General features: G+C 62.5%; 20 protein-coding genes. 12 read left to right on the top strand and 8 right to left on the bottom strand.

Annotated features, from left to right (window positions below):
- Positions 1–5 precede the first annotated feature (5 nt).
- Together QCE62_RS34510 and QCE62_RS34505 are read right to left on the bottom strand one after the other, a co-directional pair.
- Positions 6–1,349 (bottom strand): MFS transporter, encoded by a 1,344-nt coding sequence (locus tag QCE62_RS34510; RefSeq protein ID WP_309927854.1) that lies wholly within the window; start codon positions 1,347–1,349, stop codon positions 6–8.
- 47 nt (positions 1,350–1,396) lie between these two features.
- Positions 1,397–2,335: a 3-keto-5-aminohexanoate cleavage protein gene (locus QCE62_RS34505; protein ID WP_309927853.1), complete on the bottom strand. Its 939-nt coding sequence runs from the start codon at positions 2,333–2,335 to the stop codon at positions 1,397–1,399.
- A 149-nt stretch (positions 2,336–2,484) separates the two neighbouring features.
- Here QCE62_RS34505 and QCE62_RS34500 point away from each other — a divergent pair, with 149 nt between their 5' ends.
- The gene (locus tag QCE62_RS34500; protein ID WP_309927852.1) at positions 2,485–3,510 is read left to right on the top strand and encodes an AraC family transcriptional regulator; all 1,026 of its coding nucleotides are present in this window, start codon (positions 2,485–2,487) and stop codon (positions 3,508–3,510) included.
- An 83-nt stretch (positions 3,511–3,593) separates the two neighbouring features.
- Here the strand turns inward: QCE62_RS34500 and QCE62_RS34495 are convergent, their stop codons facing one another.
- The 3 genes from QCE62_RS34495 to QCE62_RS34485 all read right to left on the bottom strand — a co-directional run bounded on the left by QCE62_RS34495 (position 3,594) and on the right by QCE62_RS34485 (position 6,010).
- Positions 3,594–3,845, bottom strand: a complete 252-nt coding sequence (locus tag QCE62_RS34495; protein WP_309927851.1) for a hypothetical protein — start codon at positions 3,843–3,845, stop codon at positions 3,594–3,596.
- A 19-nt stretch (positions 3,846–3,864) separates the two neighbouring features.
- The gene (locus QCE62_RS34490) at positions 3,865–5,238 is read right to left on the bottom strand and encodes a DEAD/DEAH box helicase (protein ID WP_309927849.1); all 1,374 of its coding nucleotides are present in this window, start codon (positions 5,236–5,238) and stop codon (positions 3,865–3,867) included.
- 103 nt (positions 5,239–5,341) lie between these two features.
- Positions 5,342–6,010, bottom strand: a complete 669-nt coding sequence (locus QCE62_RS34485; protein WP_309927847.1) for a helix-turn-helix domain-containing protein — start codon at positions 6,008–6,010, stop codon at positions 5,342–5,344.
- Between QCE62_RS34485 and QCE62_RS34480 the strand changes: the two genes are divergently transcribed.
- Complete coding sequence (locus tag QCE62_RS34480; RefSeq protein ID WP_309927845.1) at positions 5,994–6,881, top strand: LysR family transcriptional regulator; 888 nt, start codon at positions 5,994–5,996, stop codon at positions 6,879–6,881. The two genes, QCE62_RS34485 and QCE62_RS34480, sit on opposite strands and share 17 nt — an antisense overlap.
- 19 nt (positions 6,882–6,900) lie before the next feature.
- Here the strand turns inward: QCE62_RS34480 and QCE62_RS34475 are convergent, their stop codons facing one another.
- From QCE62_RS34475 to QCE62_RS34465, 3 genes are all read right to left on the bottom strand, one after another.
- Entirely contained in the window at positions 6,901–7,683 is a 783-nt protein-coding gene (locus QCE62_RS34475; protein ID WP_309927842.1) for an alpha/beta hydrolase, read from the bottom strand.
- A 122-nt stretch (positions 7,684–7,805) separates the two neighbouring features.
- Entirely contained in the window at positions 7,806–7,994 is a 189-nt protein-coding gene (locus tag QCE62_RS34470; RefSeq protein ID WP_309927840.1) for a hypothetical protein, read from the bottom strand.
- 21 nt (positions 7,995–8,015) lie between these two features.
- Positions 8,016–8,414 (bottom strand): 4-oxalocrotonate tautomerase family protein, encoded by a 399-nt coding sequence (locus QCE62_RS34465; RefSeq protein WP_309927901.1) that lies wholly within the window; start codon positions 8,412–8,414, stop codon positions 8,016–8,018.
- 105 nt (positions 8,415–8,519) lie between these two features.
- Between QCE62_RS34465 and QCE62_RS34460 the strand changes: the two genes are divergently transcribed.
- From QCE62_RS34460 to QCE62_RS34415, 10 genes are all read left to right on the top strand, one after another.
- A complete protein-coding gene (locus tag QCE62_RS34460; RefSeq protein ID WP_309927838.1) occupies positions 8,520–9,404 on the top strand; it encodes a LysR family transcriptional regulator in 885 nt (294 codons plus the stop codon).
- 239 nt (positions 9,405–9,643) lie between these two features.
- Positions 9,644–10,504, top strand: coding sequence for a transporter substrate-binding domain-containing protein (locus tag QCE62_RS34455; protein ID WP_309927836.1), 861 nt, complete (start codon positions 9,644–9,646; stop codon positions 10,502–10,504).
- 13 nt (positions 10,505–10,517) lie between these two features.
- A complete protein-coding gene (locus tag QCE62_RS34450) occupies positions 10,518–11,243 on the top strand; it encodes an amino acid ABC transporter permease (RefSeq protein ID WP_309927835.1) in 726 nt (241 codons plus the stop codon).
- A gap of 11 nt (positions 11,244–11,254) precedes the next feature.
- Positions 11,255–11,899: an amino acid ABC transporter permease gene (locus QCE62_RS34445; RefSeq protein ID WP_309927834.1), complete on the top strand. Its 645-nt coding sequence runs from the start codon at positions 11,255–11,257 to the stop codon at positions 11,897–11,899.
- Complete coding sequence (locus QCE62_RS34440; protein WP_309927831.1) at positions 11,896–12,648, top strand: amino acid ABC transporter ATP-binding protein; 753 nt, start codon at positions 11,896–11,898, stop codon at positions 12,646–12,648. The genes QCE62_RS34445 and QCE62_RS34440 overlap by 4 nt, the downstream gene beginning before the upstream one ends.
- A gap of 11 nt (positions 12,649–12,659) precedes the next feature.
- The gene (locus QCE62_RS34435) at positions 12,660–13,409 is read left to right on the top strand and encodes an IclR family transcriptional regulator (RefSeq protein WP_309927828.1); all 750 of its coding nucleotides are present in this window, start codon (positions 12,660–12,662) and stop codon (positions 13,407–13,409) included.
- Positions 13,410–13,618: 209 nt separating this feature from the next.
- Entirely contained in the window at positions 13,619–14,359 is a 741-nt protein-coding gene (locus tag QCE62_RS34430) for an ATP-binding cassette domain-containing protein (protein WP_309927826.1), read from the top strand.
- A 23-nt stretch (positions 14,360–14,382) separates the two neighbouring features.
- On the top strand, positions 14,383–15,408 hold the full coding sequence (locus QCE62_RS34425; protein ID WP_309927825.1) for an ABC transporter permease: 1,026 nt from the start codon (positions 14,383–14,385) through the stop codon (positions 15,406–15,408).
- Positions 15,409–15,429: 21 nt separating this feature from the next.
- A complete protein-coding gene (locus QCE62_RS34420; RefSeq protein ID WP_309927822.1) occupies positions 15,430–16,422 on the top strand; it encodes a sugar-binding protein in 993 nt (330 codons plus the stop codon).
- A gap of 847 nt (positions 16,423–17,269) precedes the next feature.
- The coding region (locus QCE62_RS34415) for a filamentous hemagglutinin N-terminal domain-containing protein (protein ID WP_309927821.1) at positions 17,270–18,178 on the top strand (909 nt) is incomplete at its 3' end.

The following is an 18,178-nucleotide window of genomic DNA, read 5'->3' as shown; positions in this document are numbered from 1 at the left end:
GTGGTTCAGGAATGCACGCCGGCAGCGCTGGCATTGCCAGGCGGCGGCGACGCTTCGGCTTCGCGGCGAATGGCCCGGGCGAACACGGGCACCAGCAGCAGGCCGAGCAAGGATGCCACCAGGATGATGTAAAAGCCGGAGTCGCTGCGTCCGGTAACCGTTTCAGTCAGCCCGAACAGGTAAGGTCCGACAAAGCCGCCGATCAGCCCGATCGTATTGATGAATGCGAGCCCAGCCGCCGCCTGAATGCCGTGCAACCGCTTCATCGCAATCGACCAGTACGAGGGCAGCACGCCGCCGGCAAAGAACGCGGTGACCGCAAGCAGCACCATGCGCGCCGCGGGGCTCGATGTAGCGATGAACGCGCACGCACCGGCGATGAGTCCGACCGTGAGCATGCCCAGAAACGCGCAGTCATTGCCGTAGCGCCGATGAATCCGCGGCAGCACGAGCACGCCCAGCAGGAAGCCGAGACCCACACTCGCGGACAGCACGCCGACGAGCAATGGCGTCTTCACATGCATCTGCTGGATCATCGAGGGCGCGAAGAAATACAGACCGACGAACGCGACCTGATTGAGGAAGTAGATCAGTCCCATCAGCACCGTCGTGGGACGCTTCAATGCGGCCATCCAGTCGGATGAGGTCAGTTCGGGATGAGCGTGCGCATCGGCGGCGGCGCGCGCTTCAAGCACGCGGGCTTCATCGACGGACAGCCAGCGCGCATCGCGCGGACGTTCCGGCATCTTGAAGAACAGCAGGATACCCACGAGCACGCTCGGAATGCCTTCGATCATGAACATCCATTGCCAGCCATGCAGGCCGCCCAGGCCGTTCATCTGCATGAGCGCGCCGCCGAGCGGGCTGCCGAGCATCAGCGCAAGCGCCGGCGCGATATAGATCCAGCCTACTACGACGGGCTTGTCGTTCGGCGCGAACCACAACGTGACCATGTACATCAGCGCCGGGAACAGTCCGGCTTCGGCGATGCCCAGCAACACGCGCAGCACGTAGAACGACCACTCGCCCTGCACGAACATCATCGCGGTGGAGAGAATGCCCCATGTCACCGCGATGCGCGCAATCCATCGACGCGGCCCGACCCGGTGCGCCGCGAGATTGCTCGGCACTTCCAGCAGCGCATAGCCGATGAAGAAGATGCCCGAGCCCAGTCCGTATGCGGCCGCGCTGATGCCGACATCGATGGCAAGTTGCGCCTTCGCGAGCGCCACGTTCGTGCGATCCAGGAACGACATGAAGTAGATCGCACACATGAGGGGAATCAGCCGCTGCATCGCCTTGTGCGTGGCGACGCGATGCAGCTTGTCGAGATCGTCGATGAGGTTCATGGTGTCTCCAGGATGGGTCTGCGCCCTGTCTTTGAATATCGAAAGTCTTACGGTGCAACCGTGTCGCGTCCTTTCAGGCCGAGCATGGCGCGCGCATCGTCCGGTGTGGCGATCTCGAACGACAGCTCTTCGAGGATGCGGCGGATCTTGCGCACTTGCTGCGCATTCGATTCGGCCTTGACGCCTTTCGCGATGTAGACGCTATCCTCCAGCCCGACGCGGACATTGCCGCCGAGAATGGCGCTCATCGTGACGAGCGGCATCTGATGACGGCCCGCGCCGAGCACCGAGAAGTGATAGTTCTCGCGTCCGAACAGCCGGTCGGCCGTGGTGCGCATCACGGTCATGTTCTCGGGGTCCGCACCCATGCCGCCCAGAATGCCGAACACCGACTGAATGAAGAACGGCGGCTTGATCAAGCCCTGATCGACGAAATGCGCGAGATTGTAGAGGTGGCCGAGGTCGTAGCACTCGAACTCGAAGCGCGTCCCTCGCCCGCCCAGTTCGAGCAGGATGTGGCGGATGTCCTTGAAGGTGTTGCGGAAGATCCCGTCCTCCATGCCTTCGACATAAGCCTTCTCCCAGTCGTAGCGCCATGACGACACCTTCGCTGCGAGCGGATGGATCGAGAAGTTCATCGATCCCATATTGAGCGAACACATCTCCGGCGCGGCGAGCAAGGGATAAGCGAGCCGTTCCTCGAGCGTCATGCGGGTGCTGCCGCCGGTCGTGATGTTGATGACCGCGTCCGTCGCTTCCGCAATCGCGGGCACGAACTGGCGGAAGATGTCAGGACTGGGCGTCGGGCGGCCATCGTGCGGATCGCGTGCATGAAGATGGATGATCGCGGCGCCTGCCGCAGCGGCCTCGATCGCCTGATCGCGGATCTGGGCGGGGGTGATCGGCAGATGCTCCGACATAGTCGGCACATGCGTCGCGCCGGTCACAGCGCAAGAAATAATGACCTTGCGGGCGGAATCGCTCATCGGTGTGTCCTTGTCTCCGTTTTTTGGGTCGGCCGCTCGCACGGAGTGGCGCCTTGTGACCGGAATGTTATTGAGATAGCATGCCCGGGGAAAGGTCTTTTTCGGACACTCGGACGTCATCAGAGGACATTGGAAAACACCAGGCAAGCATGGCTACCATCCGACCGCCGTTGAACGAACGCATGTTCGCGCCTTACAAGATCGCCGCACTGGTCGAGGTGCTCGAGGAGCAAGGGATTGCGCCCGAAGACAGCCTGAACGGCTCGGGCGTCACCGTGGGTGAACTCCAGGACGCATCGGTGCTGACTTCGGTCGGCCAGTACGCCACCGTCTGCCGCAATGCGGTCCTGCTCGGCTGCGAACCGGCGACGCCGTTCAAGGTGGGCCGCAAGCTGCATTTGTCGGCATACGGCATGTACGGCTATGCGCTGATGTCGTGTCTGTCGTTGCGGGACTATTTCAAGCTGGGCGTGAAGTACCACAGCCTGGCCACGCCCACGGTTGCGATCGAATGGACCGAGTATCCGGATCGCATGGTGTGGACGTTTCCCGACGCGTTCGTTTCGAGTCCGTCGCGCGAGTTGCGCGAATTCATCATCGAGCAGCAATACACCCAGCACGTGACGCATCTTCAGGACGTGGCGGGCGGACTCTGCCCGCCGGTGAGAGCATGTTTCTCGTACGCCGCGCCCTTGCACGCGGACATCTACCCCGAGTATCTCGGATGCGAATGTCTCTTTGGACAGGACCAGTGCGAGCTGATCTACGACAGCGCTATCCTCGGCCGCAAGCCGCAACTGGCTCATCCGCTGACGACGGCCATGCTCCAGGAGACCTGCGACCGCTTGATAGGACAGGCGAAGACATCGAGCGGCATCTCGGGCGAGGTGTATCAGAGCCTGATGTCCACGCCCGGAAGCTTTCCGGACATGGAAGCCGTCGCGAAGTCGATGCATCTGACTTCACGCACGCTCAGGCGGCGGCTGAATGACGAAGGCACGACGTTTCAGGCTATCGTCGATGATGTCAAACGCTCGCTTGCGCTGGAGTATCTCAGGACGACCAAGATGAGTACGGAAGATATCGCGATGCTGCTCGGCTTCAGCGACGCGGCGAATTTTCGCCGGGCGCTGAAGCGGTGGACTGGCAAGGGAGTTGAGGATTTGCGTGATTGATTCACGATGGTTTTTGCTGTCGCAGTAGAGTAGCCATGTCCCTTGACAACGATGACGGAGTGCTTCCGGCGAGATCGAAGCCATTACTCCTGCGCGGCGGCGCTGACCGAAATGACGCTCGCCTGATCCCCCGCGAGCAGCAACTGCGGAACCTGCGAAAAGCTCCACGGTCCCGTGCCGTTGGTTCGGTCGAGGACCCACACCAGATCGAAGCGGTCGCCCGGCCAGCTCGATGGACAGACGCCGTCGCGACCAAGAATCGCCGCTGCGATGGCGGGAATGTAATGGCCGCGCATGCGCATCGTAAGTTGCGACGCGACCGTTGATTGCAGCAAGCTTCTCGTTCGAACTGGTTCAACGTGGGCGTTTGCCGCGGCCGCCCACGGGTTTGTCCGCTGGCTTGCGGGACGCCGCAGACGGTTTGCCGGTTGGTTTGCCGGCCGGTTTGCTCCGCGGCTTTGCTACGTTGAACGGGTTCGGGCCGGACAGGCTGGTGTCTTCACCCCCAGCCGCTGCTTGCCACACCTTGGGCTTTTTCGGCTTCTTCGGTTTCTTGATGATCTGGCCCGTCGCACTGGTTTCCGGTACGCGGTGATCGGCTTCGAAACCCGGCACCTCTTCGCGACGCAACGTTTGCCCGATCAATGCTTCGATCGCGGCCAGCTGCGGCGCTTCATCGGCACAGACGAGGGACACGGCCACGCCGCTCGATCCCGCCCGCCCGGTACGGCCAATACGATGAACATAGTCTTGCGGCTTGATCGGCAGATCGACGTTGATCACAAGCGGCAATGCATCGATGTCCAGCCCGCGCGCGGCGACGTCGGTGGCAACCAGCATCTGTACCTCGCCCGTCTTGAACCGCTCCAGCGCACGCAAACGCGCGGGCTGCGGCTTGTCGCCGTGGATGGTGTCCACCGCGTAACCGGCTTCGTCCAGCATGACCGACAGATAGTCCGCGCCGTTGCGGGTCTTGACGAACACCAGCGCGTGCGTCCACTTCTTCTCGGCTACGAGGTGCATGAAGAGATCGGGCTTGTTCCGCTTATCGACCGGCACCACCCATTGCCTGATCTTGCTTGCAGTGACATTGGGCGGGCTGACGCTGATATCGACCGGGCTGCGCAGAAGACTCGCCGCCATGGCGCGGATCTCGTCGGTGAAGGTGGCGGAGAACAAGAGGGTCTGCCGCGCGGCAGGCAAGGCGGCGCAGACCGCGTCGAGTTCGCGCGCGAAACCCAGGTCGAGCATGCGATCGGCTTCGTCGAGCACGAGCGTTTCCACCTGATCGAACTGCACCGCGTTCTGACGATGGAGATCCAGCAGACGGCCGGGCGTGGCGACGAGCACATCCACGCCCTTGCGCAACTTCATCATCTGCGGGTTGATGCTGACACCGCCGTAAGCCGCGAGGAAGCGTAGATCGAGCCCTGCGCCGTAATCAGTGAAGCTTTGCAGCACTTGCTCAGCCAGCTCACGCGTGGGCACCAGCACCAGCACGCGCGCACGGTTGCTCGACACCCTTGGGCCTTGTTGCACCAGCCGTTGCAGCAGCGGCAGAGCAAATCCCGCCGTCTTGCCTGTCCCGGTCTGGGCCGAAGCCATGACGTCACGGCCATCGAGCACGGCCGGAATCGCCTTGAGCTGGATTGGCGTGGGTGTCTGGTAGTTGAGACGCTGCGCGTTTTTCAGCAGCGGGTCGATCAGACCAAGCGAGGCGAACGACATGAACGGAATCCGGGCGAAAGCCGCCATTTTAACGGCTGCACCCGCCAGGATTGAACCGCCGTCCGGGCGACCGTGCGCGATGTGGGCATGCGCCCGGAGCCCGTCAAGCCTTCTCGCCCGCGGCCCTGGATCTGAACCGGTCACGATACTCCGCGGGATTGATTTGCAAGCGGCGCAGGAACGTGCGGCGAAATCCGTCGGTATCGTCAAAGCCGCAGCGGCGGGCAATCTCACGCGGCGGTAGTTCGGTCGCCTCGAGATAGCGCCGCGCGGCGTCGATTCGCGCATTGGCGAGGAAGGTCATGGGCGTGATGCCGCAGTCCTTCGAAAAGATCCGCGACAGGTTGCGGGCACTCATATGCACGCGCTCGGCGAGCGAGGTCACCGAATGACCGACATGCAGGTTATCGAGCATGTATTGCTGCACCGCGACCGTTTGCGATCCCGGCGACGCCTGCGTTTCCAGCAGCGGACTGAATTGCGACTGGCCGCCCGCGCGCCGGAGATAGACGATCAGGCACTTGGCGACATCGAGCGCCAGCTGCCGCACGAAGTCGTCCTCGATCATCGCGAGCGACAGGTCGATGCCCGCCGTCACGCCCGCCGTCGTATAGATGCTGCCATCGCGGACGAAGATATGATCTGGCTCGATGCGGGCCTTCGGAAACATGCTGGCCAGACGAGGCACGTCCATCCAGTGCGTCGTCACCAGCTTGTTGTCGAGCAATCCCGCCGATCCCAGCGCAAACAGGCCGTTGCAGATCGCGGACACGCGACGGCACTGCCGATGCTGGTTCTCTTCCGGCGAAAGCCACTTCGCTTCCTTCGGCTTGTTCCTTCGGCTGAAGAGACTGGAAGAGGCACTGGGCGTCGCCCTTTTCGTGTGTCAGGCACGGGGCGTGTCCTTGACCGCGGCCGGCAATGTGATGCTCGAACCCGTGCGGCACTGTGTGGCGCGGCACGAGCAGATGCATGCGGATCTCTCGCCCTACGCGCTCGGATTGACGACGCACCTGACCTTCTTCGCCAACAACGTCGTCAATTTCCATCTGCCGGACGACCTCGCCCGCTTCTTCGCTGCACGTCCGTCCGTGCGCATCACCCTGGAAGAGCGGCTCGGCACCGACATCATCGTGGCGGTCCTGCAGGGTCGCGCTGACCTGGGTGTGGTGGCGGTCGACTCGGACCATCCCGATCTCGAGTTCCCGCCCTATCGCGAAGACCGCTTCGTCGTGGTGGCGCCGTCAGAAAGCCGGCTGGCGCGGCGTGGCGCGGCGCGCTTCACCGAGTGCTTCCGCGAGCCGTGGATATGCCAGCAAAATGGCTCGGCGCTTCACACCTATCTCATGAGTCAGGCCGCTGCGCTGGGCGGCGGCCTCGACGTACGGGTGCAAGTCGCAAGTTTCGATGCGGTGCTGCGACTGGTTGCGTCGGGCGCCGGCATCAGCATCGTTCCGGGATCCGCGATCGGCAAACGGAAACCGGGGAACGTCACCGTGGTGGAACTGAAGGAGCCCTGGGCGGCCCGTCATCATCGGGTCTGCTTTCGCAAAGGCGCACTCGTCGGGAACAGGCACCTCGTCGATCTCGTGGAGACGCTTTGCGGGCCTCGAGGCGTGGCTCGGGTCGCGGCAGGAAGGTGAATCAAGTACGCTCGTCGCCTCAGTTTTTCTCACCCACGGCATCGAGAATCAGATCTGCGACTTCCTTCGGATGCGATATCAGCACGATGTGGCTCGCCTTGATCTCGACGGAGTGAGCGTGCATGCGCCTGGCCATGAAGCGCTCGAGATCGGAATTGATGGTGCGGTCTTCGGTGGACACCACGTACCATGTCGGCTTGTCGCGCCATGCGGCGACGGTCGTTCTCGCCGATGTGATTGCCCGCCCCATGGGCTGCTGAACGGCAAAGTAGGCCTTCGCTTCCGGCTTGGGGAGATCTCCCGCGAAGTCGTCGATGAACGCCTGCTCTGACAAACTGCCATAGCCGTCAACCGACCACTGCAATCCTGCCGACGCAGGCGCGGCCGGGAATGTCTTCGTGAGAGCCGTGTAGTCCTCGCCGGCATCGGGTGCGCGCGCGGCGACGTAGACGAGCCCGCATACCTTGGGATCGTCGCCCGCCTGGCTGATCACCATGCCGCCGTACGAATGAGCGACCAGCAGCGTCGGACCGTCCTGCTGGGCCAGGACGCGCTTGACGGCGGCAACGTCCGCATCCAGCGAAGTGGTCGGGTTTTGTACGGCAGTGACGTGCAGTCCTTTGGCTTGCAAGAGCGGAATGACCTTCATCCAGCTCGAACCGTCTGCGAAAAGCCCGTGCACCAACACCACGTTCCTGACCGAAGCACACGCTGAAGCCTGGCCGGTTTGCGCGAAAGCAGGACTCGCAGTGAACAGCGCGATACACGTCATGGCGGCGACCGCACATGCTTTCAACTTCATAGGGATGCTCCTCTTGATAAGACTGACAGTCAGGGCGACGTCATGCTGCGATTCGTTGCCTGGAATGCATGCACGATCGCATCCGACTCCTGCGCCGGGTATCGGTCAAATGACCGACCCGGTCAGTGGTCGGAAGCGCGGTCGTGCGCCGCGCCTGAATCGTCGATACACGCTCCTTGTCGACGATCCAGGTAACCGCCCGGATCTTCCGCCGGCGCCTGACCACGACCGCTGACGGCAATGCTGTAGTGGACCATCGCACTGGCCAACACGCCCAGTGAGCCGATCGTTTCCAGGATGTCTCCGAGCATGGCTCTCTCCCTGAAGTGCGCTTAGACGCCTGCCTGCTGATGCCGCCACTCTTGCGTCCGTCCGCCGAACCCATAAGCAGTAGCGCGAGCGTCGATCAGATAAACGTACGAGACTTCATGGACAGCCGCGCGCAAGCCGCGCATCGCTTCGTGCACCTGGCGGATGAACTCCGCCTTTTCCGCCTTGGTATTCGTCTCGTCGGTGATGCTCACCTCGACGAAATACGATGCCGCCGACAGTTCAGCCAGGCTCTTCCCACCCACCAGCCAATCCTCATCGGCGATGTAGTCAAGCGTCACGGCCATGTCGGAAGGCTTCTTGCCGAGAATGTCCGCGGTCAACTGGCTGACCGCTTCCGCTGCTTGCCGGCCCAGCGCGCGGTCGCGGGATCCCGAGAGTTGAATAGTGATGTGAGGCATGATTCGCTCCTGTGTGTGATTGGATGCGTTCATGGTGCCCGTCTCCGACGCTCCCGAAAAGCGGGAAGATGGTCTAATATCCATCGGTAAATCCGGGGGATAAAAATGCACGCATTCGACATCGAACAGCTGAAGTCTTTTATTGCCGCGGTGGACGCGAAGAGCATCACGGCGGCCGCGCCCGCGCGCAGCCTTTCGCAATCCGCCTTGAGCGAGCAACTGGCCAAACTGGAGGCCCGCGCGGGCCAGACGCTGCTGCTGCGCGCCAAGAGCGGCGTCACGCCTACCGCCGCAGGCGTTCAACTGCTGCGCCATGCGAGGCGGATTGTCGGCTTGTCGGAGGCTGCGTGGCGCGACATGCACGAGATTCCCGAGGACATCGAGGTGGGCATCGGGGTCACGGGGTACTTCCGCAGCGCGGATCTCGGACAACTGCTCGCGCGAGCCGTGACGGACTGTCCCCGGATCCGGCTGCGCAGCCTGGTCGGCATGACGTCCGATATTCAGGCAGCGTATGAGCGCGGCGAAATCGATCTTGCGTTGCTGATGAGCCTGACAGGCGCGAAGTTCCGCCGCTCGAACGACAGCACCGAGCTCGGTGTCGAGCCATTGCAATGGGTGACCGCCGTCGATCGTCCGGACTTGCCTCGCGGGCGTGCCGTGCCGCTTGTCCTTCTGCCCGAGTTCTGTTCCCTGCATCGGTTGGCGGTGGACAGCCTGCAGAAAAAAGGCATTCCTTTCTACGTGAGTCATATCGCGTCCGGCGTCGAGGGCCTCACCGCCGCCCTGGAAGCCGGGCTCGGCGTGGGTTGTCTCAACGCCTCCGCGGCCGCGCGGCCCGGACTTCGGACCTTGTCGAAACCTGCTCTTCCGTCCCTTCCGAAGGCCCGCTTCTTCCTCAGGTCACGGCGCGAGGAGCGTTTCGATGAGAAGTCGGAATTGCAGGAATTGGCAGCGGTCGTGACCAAGCACTTTACGGAACGCGCGTAGGCCGAATCGGTTGCCGGGATAAAAGCGCGATCGCCAGTTAGCCCAACAAAATCCAAAACGCAATAAGGGTTCTGGCCGCTTGCACAGTCCTTTTTTACGTCCAACACTCTGGCATCAATCCGGCTCGCCAGATAGCTGTCCGATATACCGGACAAACGATTGCTCTGATGGAAGCATCGCCAATGCAAGACCGAGCCGGAAGCGGTTTCTCAGACCACCCCTTCGACCAGGATCTGAACATGAAGCTCGCCACCCAGGGCATCAAGGGCACCAAGGCCGTCTTGCTGCTTGCCGCAACCGCTGTGAGCGGACTCCTCGCCCTCTCCGCCTGCACGAAAGTGGCGACGCCCGAGCAGGGTTCATCCGCGGCGGCCCCCGCATCGACGCTACAAGCCGTGCTTCAGCGCGGCACGCTGCGCGTCGGCGACTGCCTCACGTTCGCGCCGTTCGGCTTCTACGACAAGGACGGCAATCCGGATGGCTATGACGTCGACCTCGCCAAGGAACTCGCGAAGCAGATGGGCGTGAAGCTCGAAGTCGTGAACACGACCAGCGCGAACCGTATCCCGAACCTGCAGACCGCCAAGGTCGATGTCGTGTTCTGCAACTTCACGCGCAACCTCGAACGCGCGAAGGTCGTCGAATTCACCTCGCCCTACGTGGTGGCCAGCGAAGCGATGCTCGTGAAGAAGCGCAGCGGCATCCAGTCGGCGAAGGACATGAGCGGGCGCACCATCGCCACGGTCAAGGGCTCGACCAACGGCGACGAAGTCCGCTCGATGGGCATCCCCGTCAAGATCCAGGAATACGACAGTTCGCAGGCGGCCATTCTCGCCGTCAAGCAAGGCCAGGCCGATGCCATGATCGAGGACAACAACTTCCTCGCGTATCAGGCAAAGCTCGATCCGGAACTGGCCGTGACCAACGAAGCACTTGTGCCGCTCGAATACAACGCGTTCGGCGTGAAGGCAGGCGACCAGGCGTGGCTCAACTACCTGAACCTGTTCCTGTTCAACATCAATGCATCGAAGCTGAATGCGCAGTTGTACAAGAAGTGGTTCGGCGTGGATCCGAAATATCCGCTCAATCCGCAGTTCTGACGCGGAGGCGCACATGAGCTATCAATGGATGACGCTATGGGGCTATGTCCCCGAGTTCCTCAAGGCCGGCTGGCTGACCTTGCAGGTCACGTTGCTGTCGTTCGTGCTGGCGCTTGCGCTCGGGCTGATCGCGGCGCTCGCCAGCATGTCGCCGTCGTCCATCGTGCGGTTCATCGCGCGGGCTTATGTCGAAGCCATCCGCAATACGCCGGTGCTGCTGCAGATCTTCATCGTGTTCTTCGGCTTGCCGTCGATGGGCATCGCGCTCGATGCCTATTGGGCCGGTGTCATCGCGCTGGGCGTGAACGTGGGCGCGTATCTGTCGGAAGTGTTTCGCGCGGGCATGCAGTCCGTGCCGCGCGGACAGATCGAGGCAGCCGGCATTCTCGGGCTGGAACGCGGGCAGATCTTCAGGGAGATCGTGCTGCCGCAGGCAGCGCGCGCGGTGTATCCGGCCATCGTCAATTATCTGATCCAGTTGCTGCTCGGTACGTCGCTGCTGTCGGCCATTGCGTTGCCCGAACTCACCGGCACCGCCACCGTCATCAATTCGCGCACGCTCCTGTACGTCCAGACGTTCGCGGTCGTGCTGGTCGCGTATCTGGTGCTGAGCAATGTGCTGTCGTGGATTGCCAGTCAGCTCGGCGCGCGCATGTTTCATCCGCCGCTCATCGTGAGGCCGGGCGCGCGCGGGGCGGGATTCTCGCTGCGTCGTGCGAATCGTGCGAAAAGTGCATAAGGGATTGAGCCATGTCACTCGAGCTGCTGAAAAACAGTCTGTCGATCCTGCTGCAAGGGCTCGTGACGACGCTGCTGCTGTCGCTTGCGGCGATCGTCGGAAGCACGCTCATCGGCCTGCTTGCCGCCGTGCTGCGTTCGTTCGGGCCGTGGGGAACGGACCGCATCGCAAAGCTCTATACGGAGTTGTTTCGCGGCACGCCCGTGCTCATCACGCTGATGTTCATCTACTTCGGCGTCTCGTACTTCGGCTACGCCATCGATGTCTTTGCAGCGGGCGTGATCGGCCTGAGCGTGTATCAGGGCGCGTATATCGCGGAAGTCTTCCGCTCGGGCATCGAGTCGGTGCCGAAGGGACAGTGGGAAGTCTCGCAGATCCTTGGTCTGTCGCGCATGCAGGCCTTCACCTCGGTCGTGCTGCCGCAGACCGGACGCATCGTGCTGCCGCCGCTCGTCGGTCAGTATCTGTCGCTCATCAAGGATACGTCGATCGTCAGCATGATCGGCATGTCCGAACTGATGCACGGCGGCCAGGCGATCGTGGATCGCATCGGCAAGCCGGTGGAGATCTACGGACTCGTCGCGCTGATCTATTTCATCGTGTGCTTCCCGCTTTCGCAATGGGTGCGCCATCATGACCGCCGGAGACTGACGTGAGCGATTCCCTCCAGAACAAGCCCGTCATTTCACTGACGGGCGTGAGCAAGGCATTCGGCGCGACGCGCGTGCTCAACGACATCAATCTCGACGTGCGCGCGGGCGAAGTGCTCGTGCTGATTGGCGCATCCGGTTCGGGCAAGAGCACGGTGCTGCGCATCATGGCCGGACTGGAGACGACGGACTCCGGCCAGGTCTGGGTCAATGACGTGCCGATGCACGATCCGAAGCGCGCGCGCGAAATTCGCGGCCACGTCGGCATGGTGTTCCAGCAGTTCAATCTGTTCCCGCACAAGACCGCGCTCGGCAATGTCACGCTTGCCTTGATCAAGGCGCGCGGCATGTCGCCTGCCGACGCCCGTACCCGCGCCATGGAGACGCTCGACCGCGTGGGTCTCGCGGACCGTGCCTCGCACTATCCAATCCAGTTGTCGGGCGGACAGCAGCAGCGTGTCGCGATTGCGCGCGCGCTGGCGGTCGAACCGGGCATCATGTTCTTCGATGAAGCCACGTCCGCACTCGATCCCGAACTCGTCGGCGAAGTGACGGAAGTGATGCGCGGCCTGGCGCGCGACGGCATGACGATGGTCGTCGTCACCCACGAGATGGGCTTTGCGCGCAAGACGGCGGATCGCGTCGTGTTCATGGACAAGGGCGTGATTGCGGAGCAAGGCGGCCCCGACGACATCTTCGTCAACCCGGCGAACGAACGCACGCGGCAGTTTCTCAGCCGTGTACTCGACCATTGAAGGCTGAGCGAATGGCAGCAACGGAATCGTCGCGCGCGCGAGGCGTGGACCGTGTCATCGATATCTTCAGGAAGCTGCATCATGCGCAGCGGCCCATGACGATGCGCGAGCTGATCGAAGCGACCGGCTCGCCGCGTTCGAGCATCTATGAACTCGTTGCCATTCTCGCCGACGTGGGCTGGCTCGAAACATCGGCGGACGGCAGTGTGTTCTTCGGACGCGAGATGCATTACTACGGCTCGGACTACGCGGCGCACAACGACCTCATCAGCCGCGCGCATCAGTCCATTCTCGCGCTCGTACGCAAGTACGACGAGACCACGCAGCTGTGCATGCTCGAAGGAAACAAGTACGCGGTGGTGTTATCGGAGAACAGTGCGCGTCCCTTCAACATCAGCTCGGATATCGGCGTGCGCGTGCCCATTCCGTGGACCGCGACCGGACGCCTGTTGCTCGGCCACATGAACGCGGACGCCATCCGCGCGCTGATTCCCGCCGATGACTTCGTGCTCGACAACGGCGTGCGCATCGATTTCGACCAATTCATGCGCGACGTGCAGCACGCGAAAGCACTGGGCTATTGCTGCACGGAAGGTCTGTCCAATGCGTTCCGCCTCTGCATGGCCGCGCCCGTGCGCGACCGCATGGGCATTCCGATCGCCGCGCTGTGCTTCATGACGGGCCGCGACACGGACCCTGAACGCCGTCAGTCGATGCTGGACGATCTGCTGCAATCGGCGCAGGCGCTGTCGCAGCGCTGAGGGGAATGTAAGGCTTCGACTGCTTGCGGCAAGCCTGTAAGGTGCGAGTCAGGACACAAGGCGTTCGCGACGCTGCCGGGCCTCGGGAAAGCGCTGATTGAAAGTGCCTTGCTAAAAGGGGCGCCATGCTCTAAAAAAATAGCTAGTCAGCGAATCCAACCGTCGCCCGCGCCGCAGCATGGACGACTCCACCGCGAGCCCGCCCGTCCATGAGTCTTCTCGAACTCAAGGAGGTTTCGAAGCACTTCGGCGCGATACAGGCCTTGACCGACGTGACATTCAGCCTCGAGCCCGGCGAGGTGGTGGGTCTGATGGGCGACAACGGCGCCGGCAAGTCGACGCTCGTGAAGATCATCGCCGGGAATTTCCCGCCATCGCAGGGCGAGATCCGCATGAGCGGCCAGCCGGTGCACTTCAGCAAGCCTGTCGATGCGCGCGCCCAGGGCATCGAGGTCGTCTATCAGGACCTCGCGCTATGCGACAACCTGACGGCCGCCGCCAACGTCTTTCTGGGCCGGGAACCGCGCATCGGCGTCTGGCCTTTCCGCGTCCTCGATCACGCCACCATGTATCAGCGGGCCGGCGAACTCTTTCGTGAATTGAAATCCGAAACGCGTCCCCGCGATCTCGTGCGGCAGATGTCGGGTGGTCAGCGGCAGGCCGTGGCAATTGCGCGCACGCGTCTGTCGGAAGCGCGGCTCGTCATCATGGACGAACCGACCGCCGCGATCAGCGTGCGTCAGGTGGCCGAGGTGCTCGACCTGATTCGCCGGCTGTCCGAACATGGCATCGCGGTCATTCTGATCAGTCATCGCATGCCCGACGTGTTTGCCGTGGCGCACCGCGTGGTCGTCATGCGGCGGGGCCACAAGGTGTCCGACAAGCCGACGGGCAACACATCGCCGGAAGAAGTGACCGGTCTCATTACCGGAGCCATCGCCGTCGCCTGACTTTCACCGCCTGGAGACCTCACTTGAAGGATGCCCAACAGAGGCCGAACCCGATTCCGGTCGTGCTCGATGATCCGCAGTCAGCGCGGACGCATACGCGCTGGTCCGGCATGCTTGCAAGCCAGGTGTTCTGGGTGGTGCTCGCGACGATCGTTGCCTGCATCGTGCTGTCTCTGGCGACCTCGACATTCGCCACGTCGCAGAACCTGTTCAACGTCACGCGCAACTTCGCGTTCGTCGCCATCGTCGCGCTCGGCATGATGGCGGTGATCGTCACGGGCGGCATCGACATTTCGGTCGGATCGACCATCGGCCTCAGCGGCGTCGTGCTGTCGGTGGTCATGAACGCCGGCTATCCGTTGTGGGCCGGCATCGGCATGGGCTTGCTGACCGCGGGTCTCGTCGGCCTGGTGAATGGCTTCCTGATCGCCTATCTCAACATGCAGCCTTTCGTCGTGACGCTTGGCATGCTGAGCGTCGGCCGCAGTCTCGCGCTCGTCATATCCCGCAGCCGCACCATCTTCGACTTTGGTCCCGACGGCAGCAAGCTGCTCGCGCTTGGCGGCGGATCGACGCTCGGCGTCGCCAATCCGGTGTGGTTTCTCGTCGTGCTCGCGCTGCTGTTCTGGTTTGCGTTTGGCTGGACGCGCTGGGGCCGCTATGTCTTCGCGGTCGGCGGCAATCGTCATGCAGCGAACCTGACCGGCGTGCCGGTGCGCCGTGTGATCTGCTCGGTGTACGTGCTGGCTGGCTTGATGGCGGGTGTCGCCGCGATCCTCGAGGTTGGCTGGCTCGGCGCGGTGACGACGGGTCTCGGCACGGGCGACGAACTGCGCGTGATTGCGGCTACGGTGATCGGCGGCACGAATCTGATGGGCGGCATGGGCAGCGCGTTTGGCACGGTCGTCGGGGCGGCGCTGATCGAGGTCATCCGCAACAGCCTGATCCTGCTCGGCGTTGATTCATTCTGGCAGGGCACGGTGGTGGGCTTCTTCATCATCGTCGCGGTGCTTTTCAACCGGCTCGGCGGCGACCGGCAGACGGACTGAGCTGTCTTACTGGAGACGAAAATGAAGAAAGCATTGGTGTACCTTGCTGCGCTGGGAAGCCTGGCGATGCTGGCCTCACCTGCCCACGCGGCGGACAAGACCTTGGCCCTGGTGGTGAAGGGCCTCGACAACCCCTATTTCGATCTCATGCATCAGGGCTGCGACCGGGCGAACAAGGAGCTGAGCAAGCAAGGCTATACGTGCTACTACACGGGGCCGGCGACGGCGGCTGACGAAAGCGCGGAAGTGCAGATCATCGACGACTTGCTGACGAAGGGCGTGGCAGCGATTGCGATTTCGCCATCGAATGCGCCGGCGATTGCCGAAGTGATTCGCCGGCGTGGCAGCAAGATTCCGGTCATCACTGCGGATGCGGATTTGTTGCCGAAGGACCAGTCGTTGCGCAAGAGCTATGTCGGCACGGACAACTACGACCTGGGTGTGAAGCTTGGCGAGCAGTTGAAGACGTTGATGCCGAAGGGTGGAAAGATATGTCTGGTGATGGGCAACCCGGCTGCTGAGAACATCAATCAGAGGGCTCAGGGGACGCGCGATGCGTTGGCGGGCAAGAAAGGCGTCTCGAAGCTGGCGGGCGAGAATGGCTGGAACGAGATCAGCGCGTGCCCGCTCTACGTGAATGATGATGCGGCGAAAGCGAACCAGATGATGCAGGACACGTTGACGGCGAACGCCAGCGGACTGGATGCGTTCGTGCTGGAGGGTGGCTGGCCGCTGTTTGCGCCGCAGGCCTATTCGCAGGTGGTTGCGCCAATCATGGACAAGATCCAGAGCGGCAAGTTCGTGATTGTGTCGGCTGATACGCTCGCGCCGGAACTGCAGGCCTTGAAGGATCACAAGGTGAATGTGCTGGTGGGTCAGCGTCCGGAGGAGATGGGTTATCAGGCGGCGATGGTGATGCGTGATCTTGCGGAGGGCAAGACGGTGAAGCCGATCGTGCATACGGGGCTTGACACGTGTACGTGGAAGAATGTTGATACGTGCCTCAAACATTGAGCAGAGAAGCCCGGCGCGGCGTACCGTGCTCATCATCGTTTCACCGCGTGCGCCAAACCCTTGCGCGATCGCGTCACAAGTATGGACAACGGGCAGCGAATCACGCACATTCAACGCATCGCAAGACTCAGAATCTTCTCAGTGCAATTAGGCGCGATTGTGCGTAGTTTGTGCGGTTCGGCGAGTGCATCGCGGAAGCAGGCTTTAAGCGACCTGTGAGCCGCACATGAGAAGAACCCTGCTTCGCCTGTCAAGGGCGAGGCGGTTGAATTCGCAGGTTTCCGATCTCTCACGTCCTTGCACGGACGTGCATCGTGTCCGACCGTTCAATGGCGGGCCGTAGTAGAGGGTGCAGAGCGATTTGGGTTCATCGTCGCTCCAGACGCTCAACTCTGCTATTGGCCCGTCGCCTCTCTTCGAGAGGGACGCGGGCCCTCACCACAAAAGGGCGAACCCGTGAGCGTCAGAGGCACCGCAATCCATACCCGTATTCCACCCGCCCCCCTGCTATCCGCGCGTACCTGAGTCAGCTTCCGGCGACGTGCTCGATCACGATTCACCACGCAAGCAAGCTGCGCGGGCTCATTGCAATCGAGGTCGCCGCGCTTGGCTGACCTGTCCTCGCCTCCCTGAGAGGCACCGATCCCAGGTCCCGCGTGATCGTTCCGTCGCGCCACGGACTGGCAACAGGCACGCCTCTGATTTTTGCGCCTCGCCTCGTGCGAGGCTTTTTTTTCAGATTTATCGGCCTACGCCGGGCAATTCGGAGCGCTGACAATACACGTGCTGCTTGCTTACGTTGCCATGCCTCGCGAGCCGGTTCCGCCGACTCCCTTCCTGCAAGAACATGAATCACGGTCTTTTCAAGCTGGTGTACAGCCGTCTGCGGAAGATGCACGTCGCTGTCGCCGATTTTGCATGCGCTCACGGCAGCGGGCCGGACATGCGGGTCGCAGGCACGCGCAACGCGGCGCGGCACCTCCTGTTGCGTCCGCTCGTTGCCGCCACCCTGCTGTGCTTCGGAGCGCTTGCTTCAGTTGCACCCACGTGTGCACAGATCGTCGCGGTCCCGGGCTCTGGTGCGCAGGTTCTACAGGCGCAGAATGGCGTCGCACAGGTGAATATCGCGAAGCCTTCGGGTGCGGGGGTGTCGCTCAATCATTACTCCCAATTCGACGTTCAGCGACAAGGCGCGATTCTCAATAACTCGCCCGCCATCACGCAGACGCAGCAGGCCGGACTGATCAACGGCAACGCCAACCTCGCGCCGGGCGGCTCCGCGCGTGTGATCGTTAATCAGGTGATGAGCCCTTCACCCTCCGCGATTCGAGGGTACGTTGAAGTCGCCGGGCCGCGCGCCGAGGTCGTTGTTGCCAATCCAAACGGATTGATAGTCGACGGGGGCGGCTTCATCAACACGAGCCGCGCCATTCTGACCACGGGCACGCCGAACTTTGGGCCGAACGGGTCGCTGACGGGTTTCACCGTCAACGGCGGCAGCATCGTTGTGCAAGGTGCGGGCTTGAACGCCGCCAACATCGATCAGGTCGACCTGCTCGCGCGCGCAATCCAGGTAAATGCGGCCATTTACGCGAACCGGCTCAACGCGGTCACGGGCGCAAACGGCATCGAGCACGATTCGCTCGCCGCGACGCCGGTCGCGGGCAACGGCACGGCACCCGCCGTCGCGCTCGACGTGAGCGCACTCGGCGGCATGTATGCGAATCGCATCTTTCTGGCGTCGAACGAGTATGGC

This window comes from Caballeronia sp. LZ033, assembly GCF_031451265.1.
Lineage (GTDB): Bacteria > Pseudomonadota > Gammaproteobacteria > Burkholderiales > Burkholderiaceae > Caballeronia.
The sequence above is the reverse complement of the archived record's forward strand: the minus strand, read 5'-3'. Positions and strand labels throughout refer to the sequence as shown.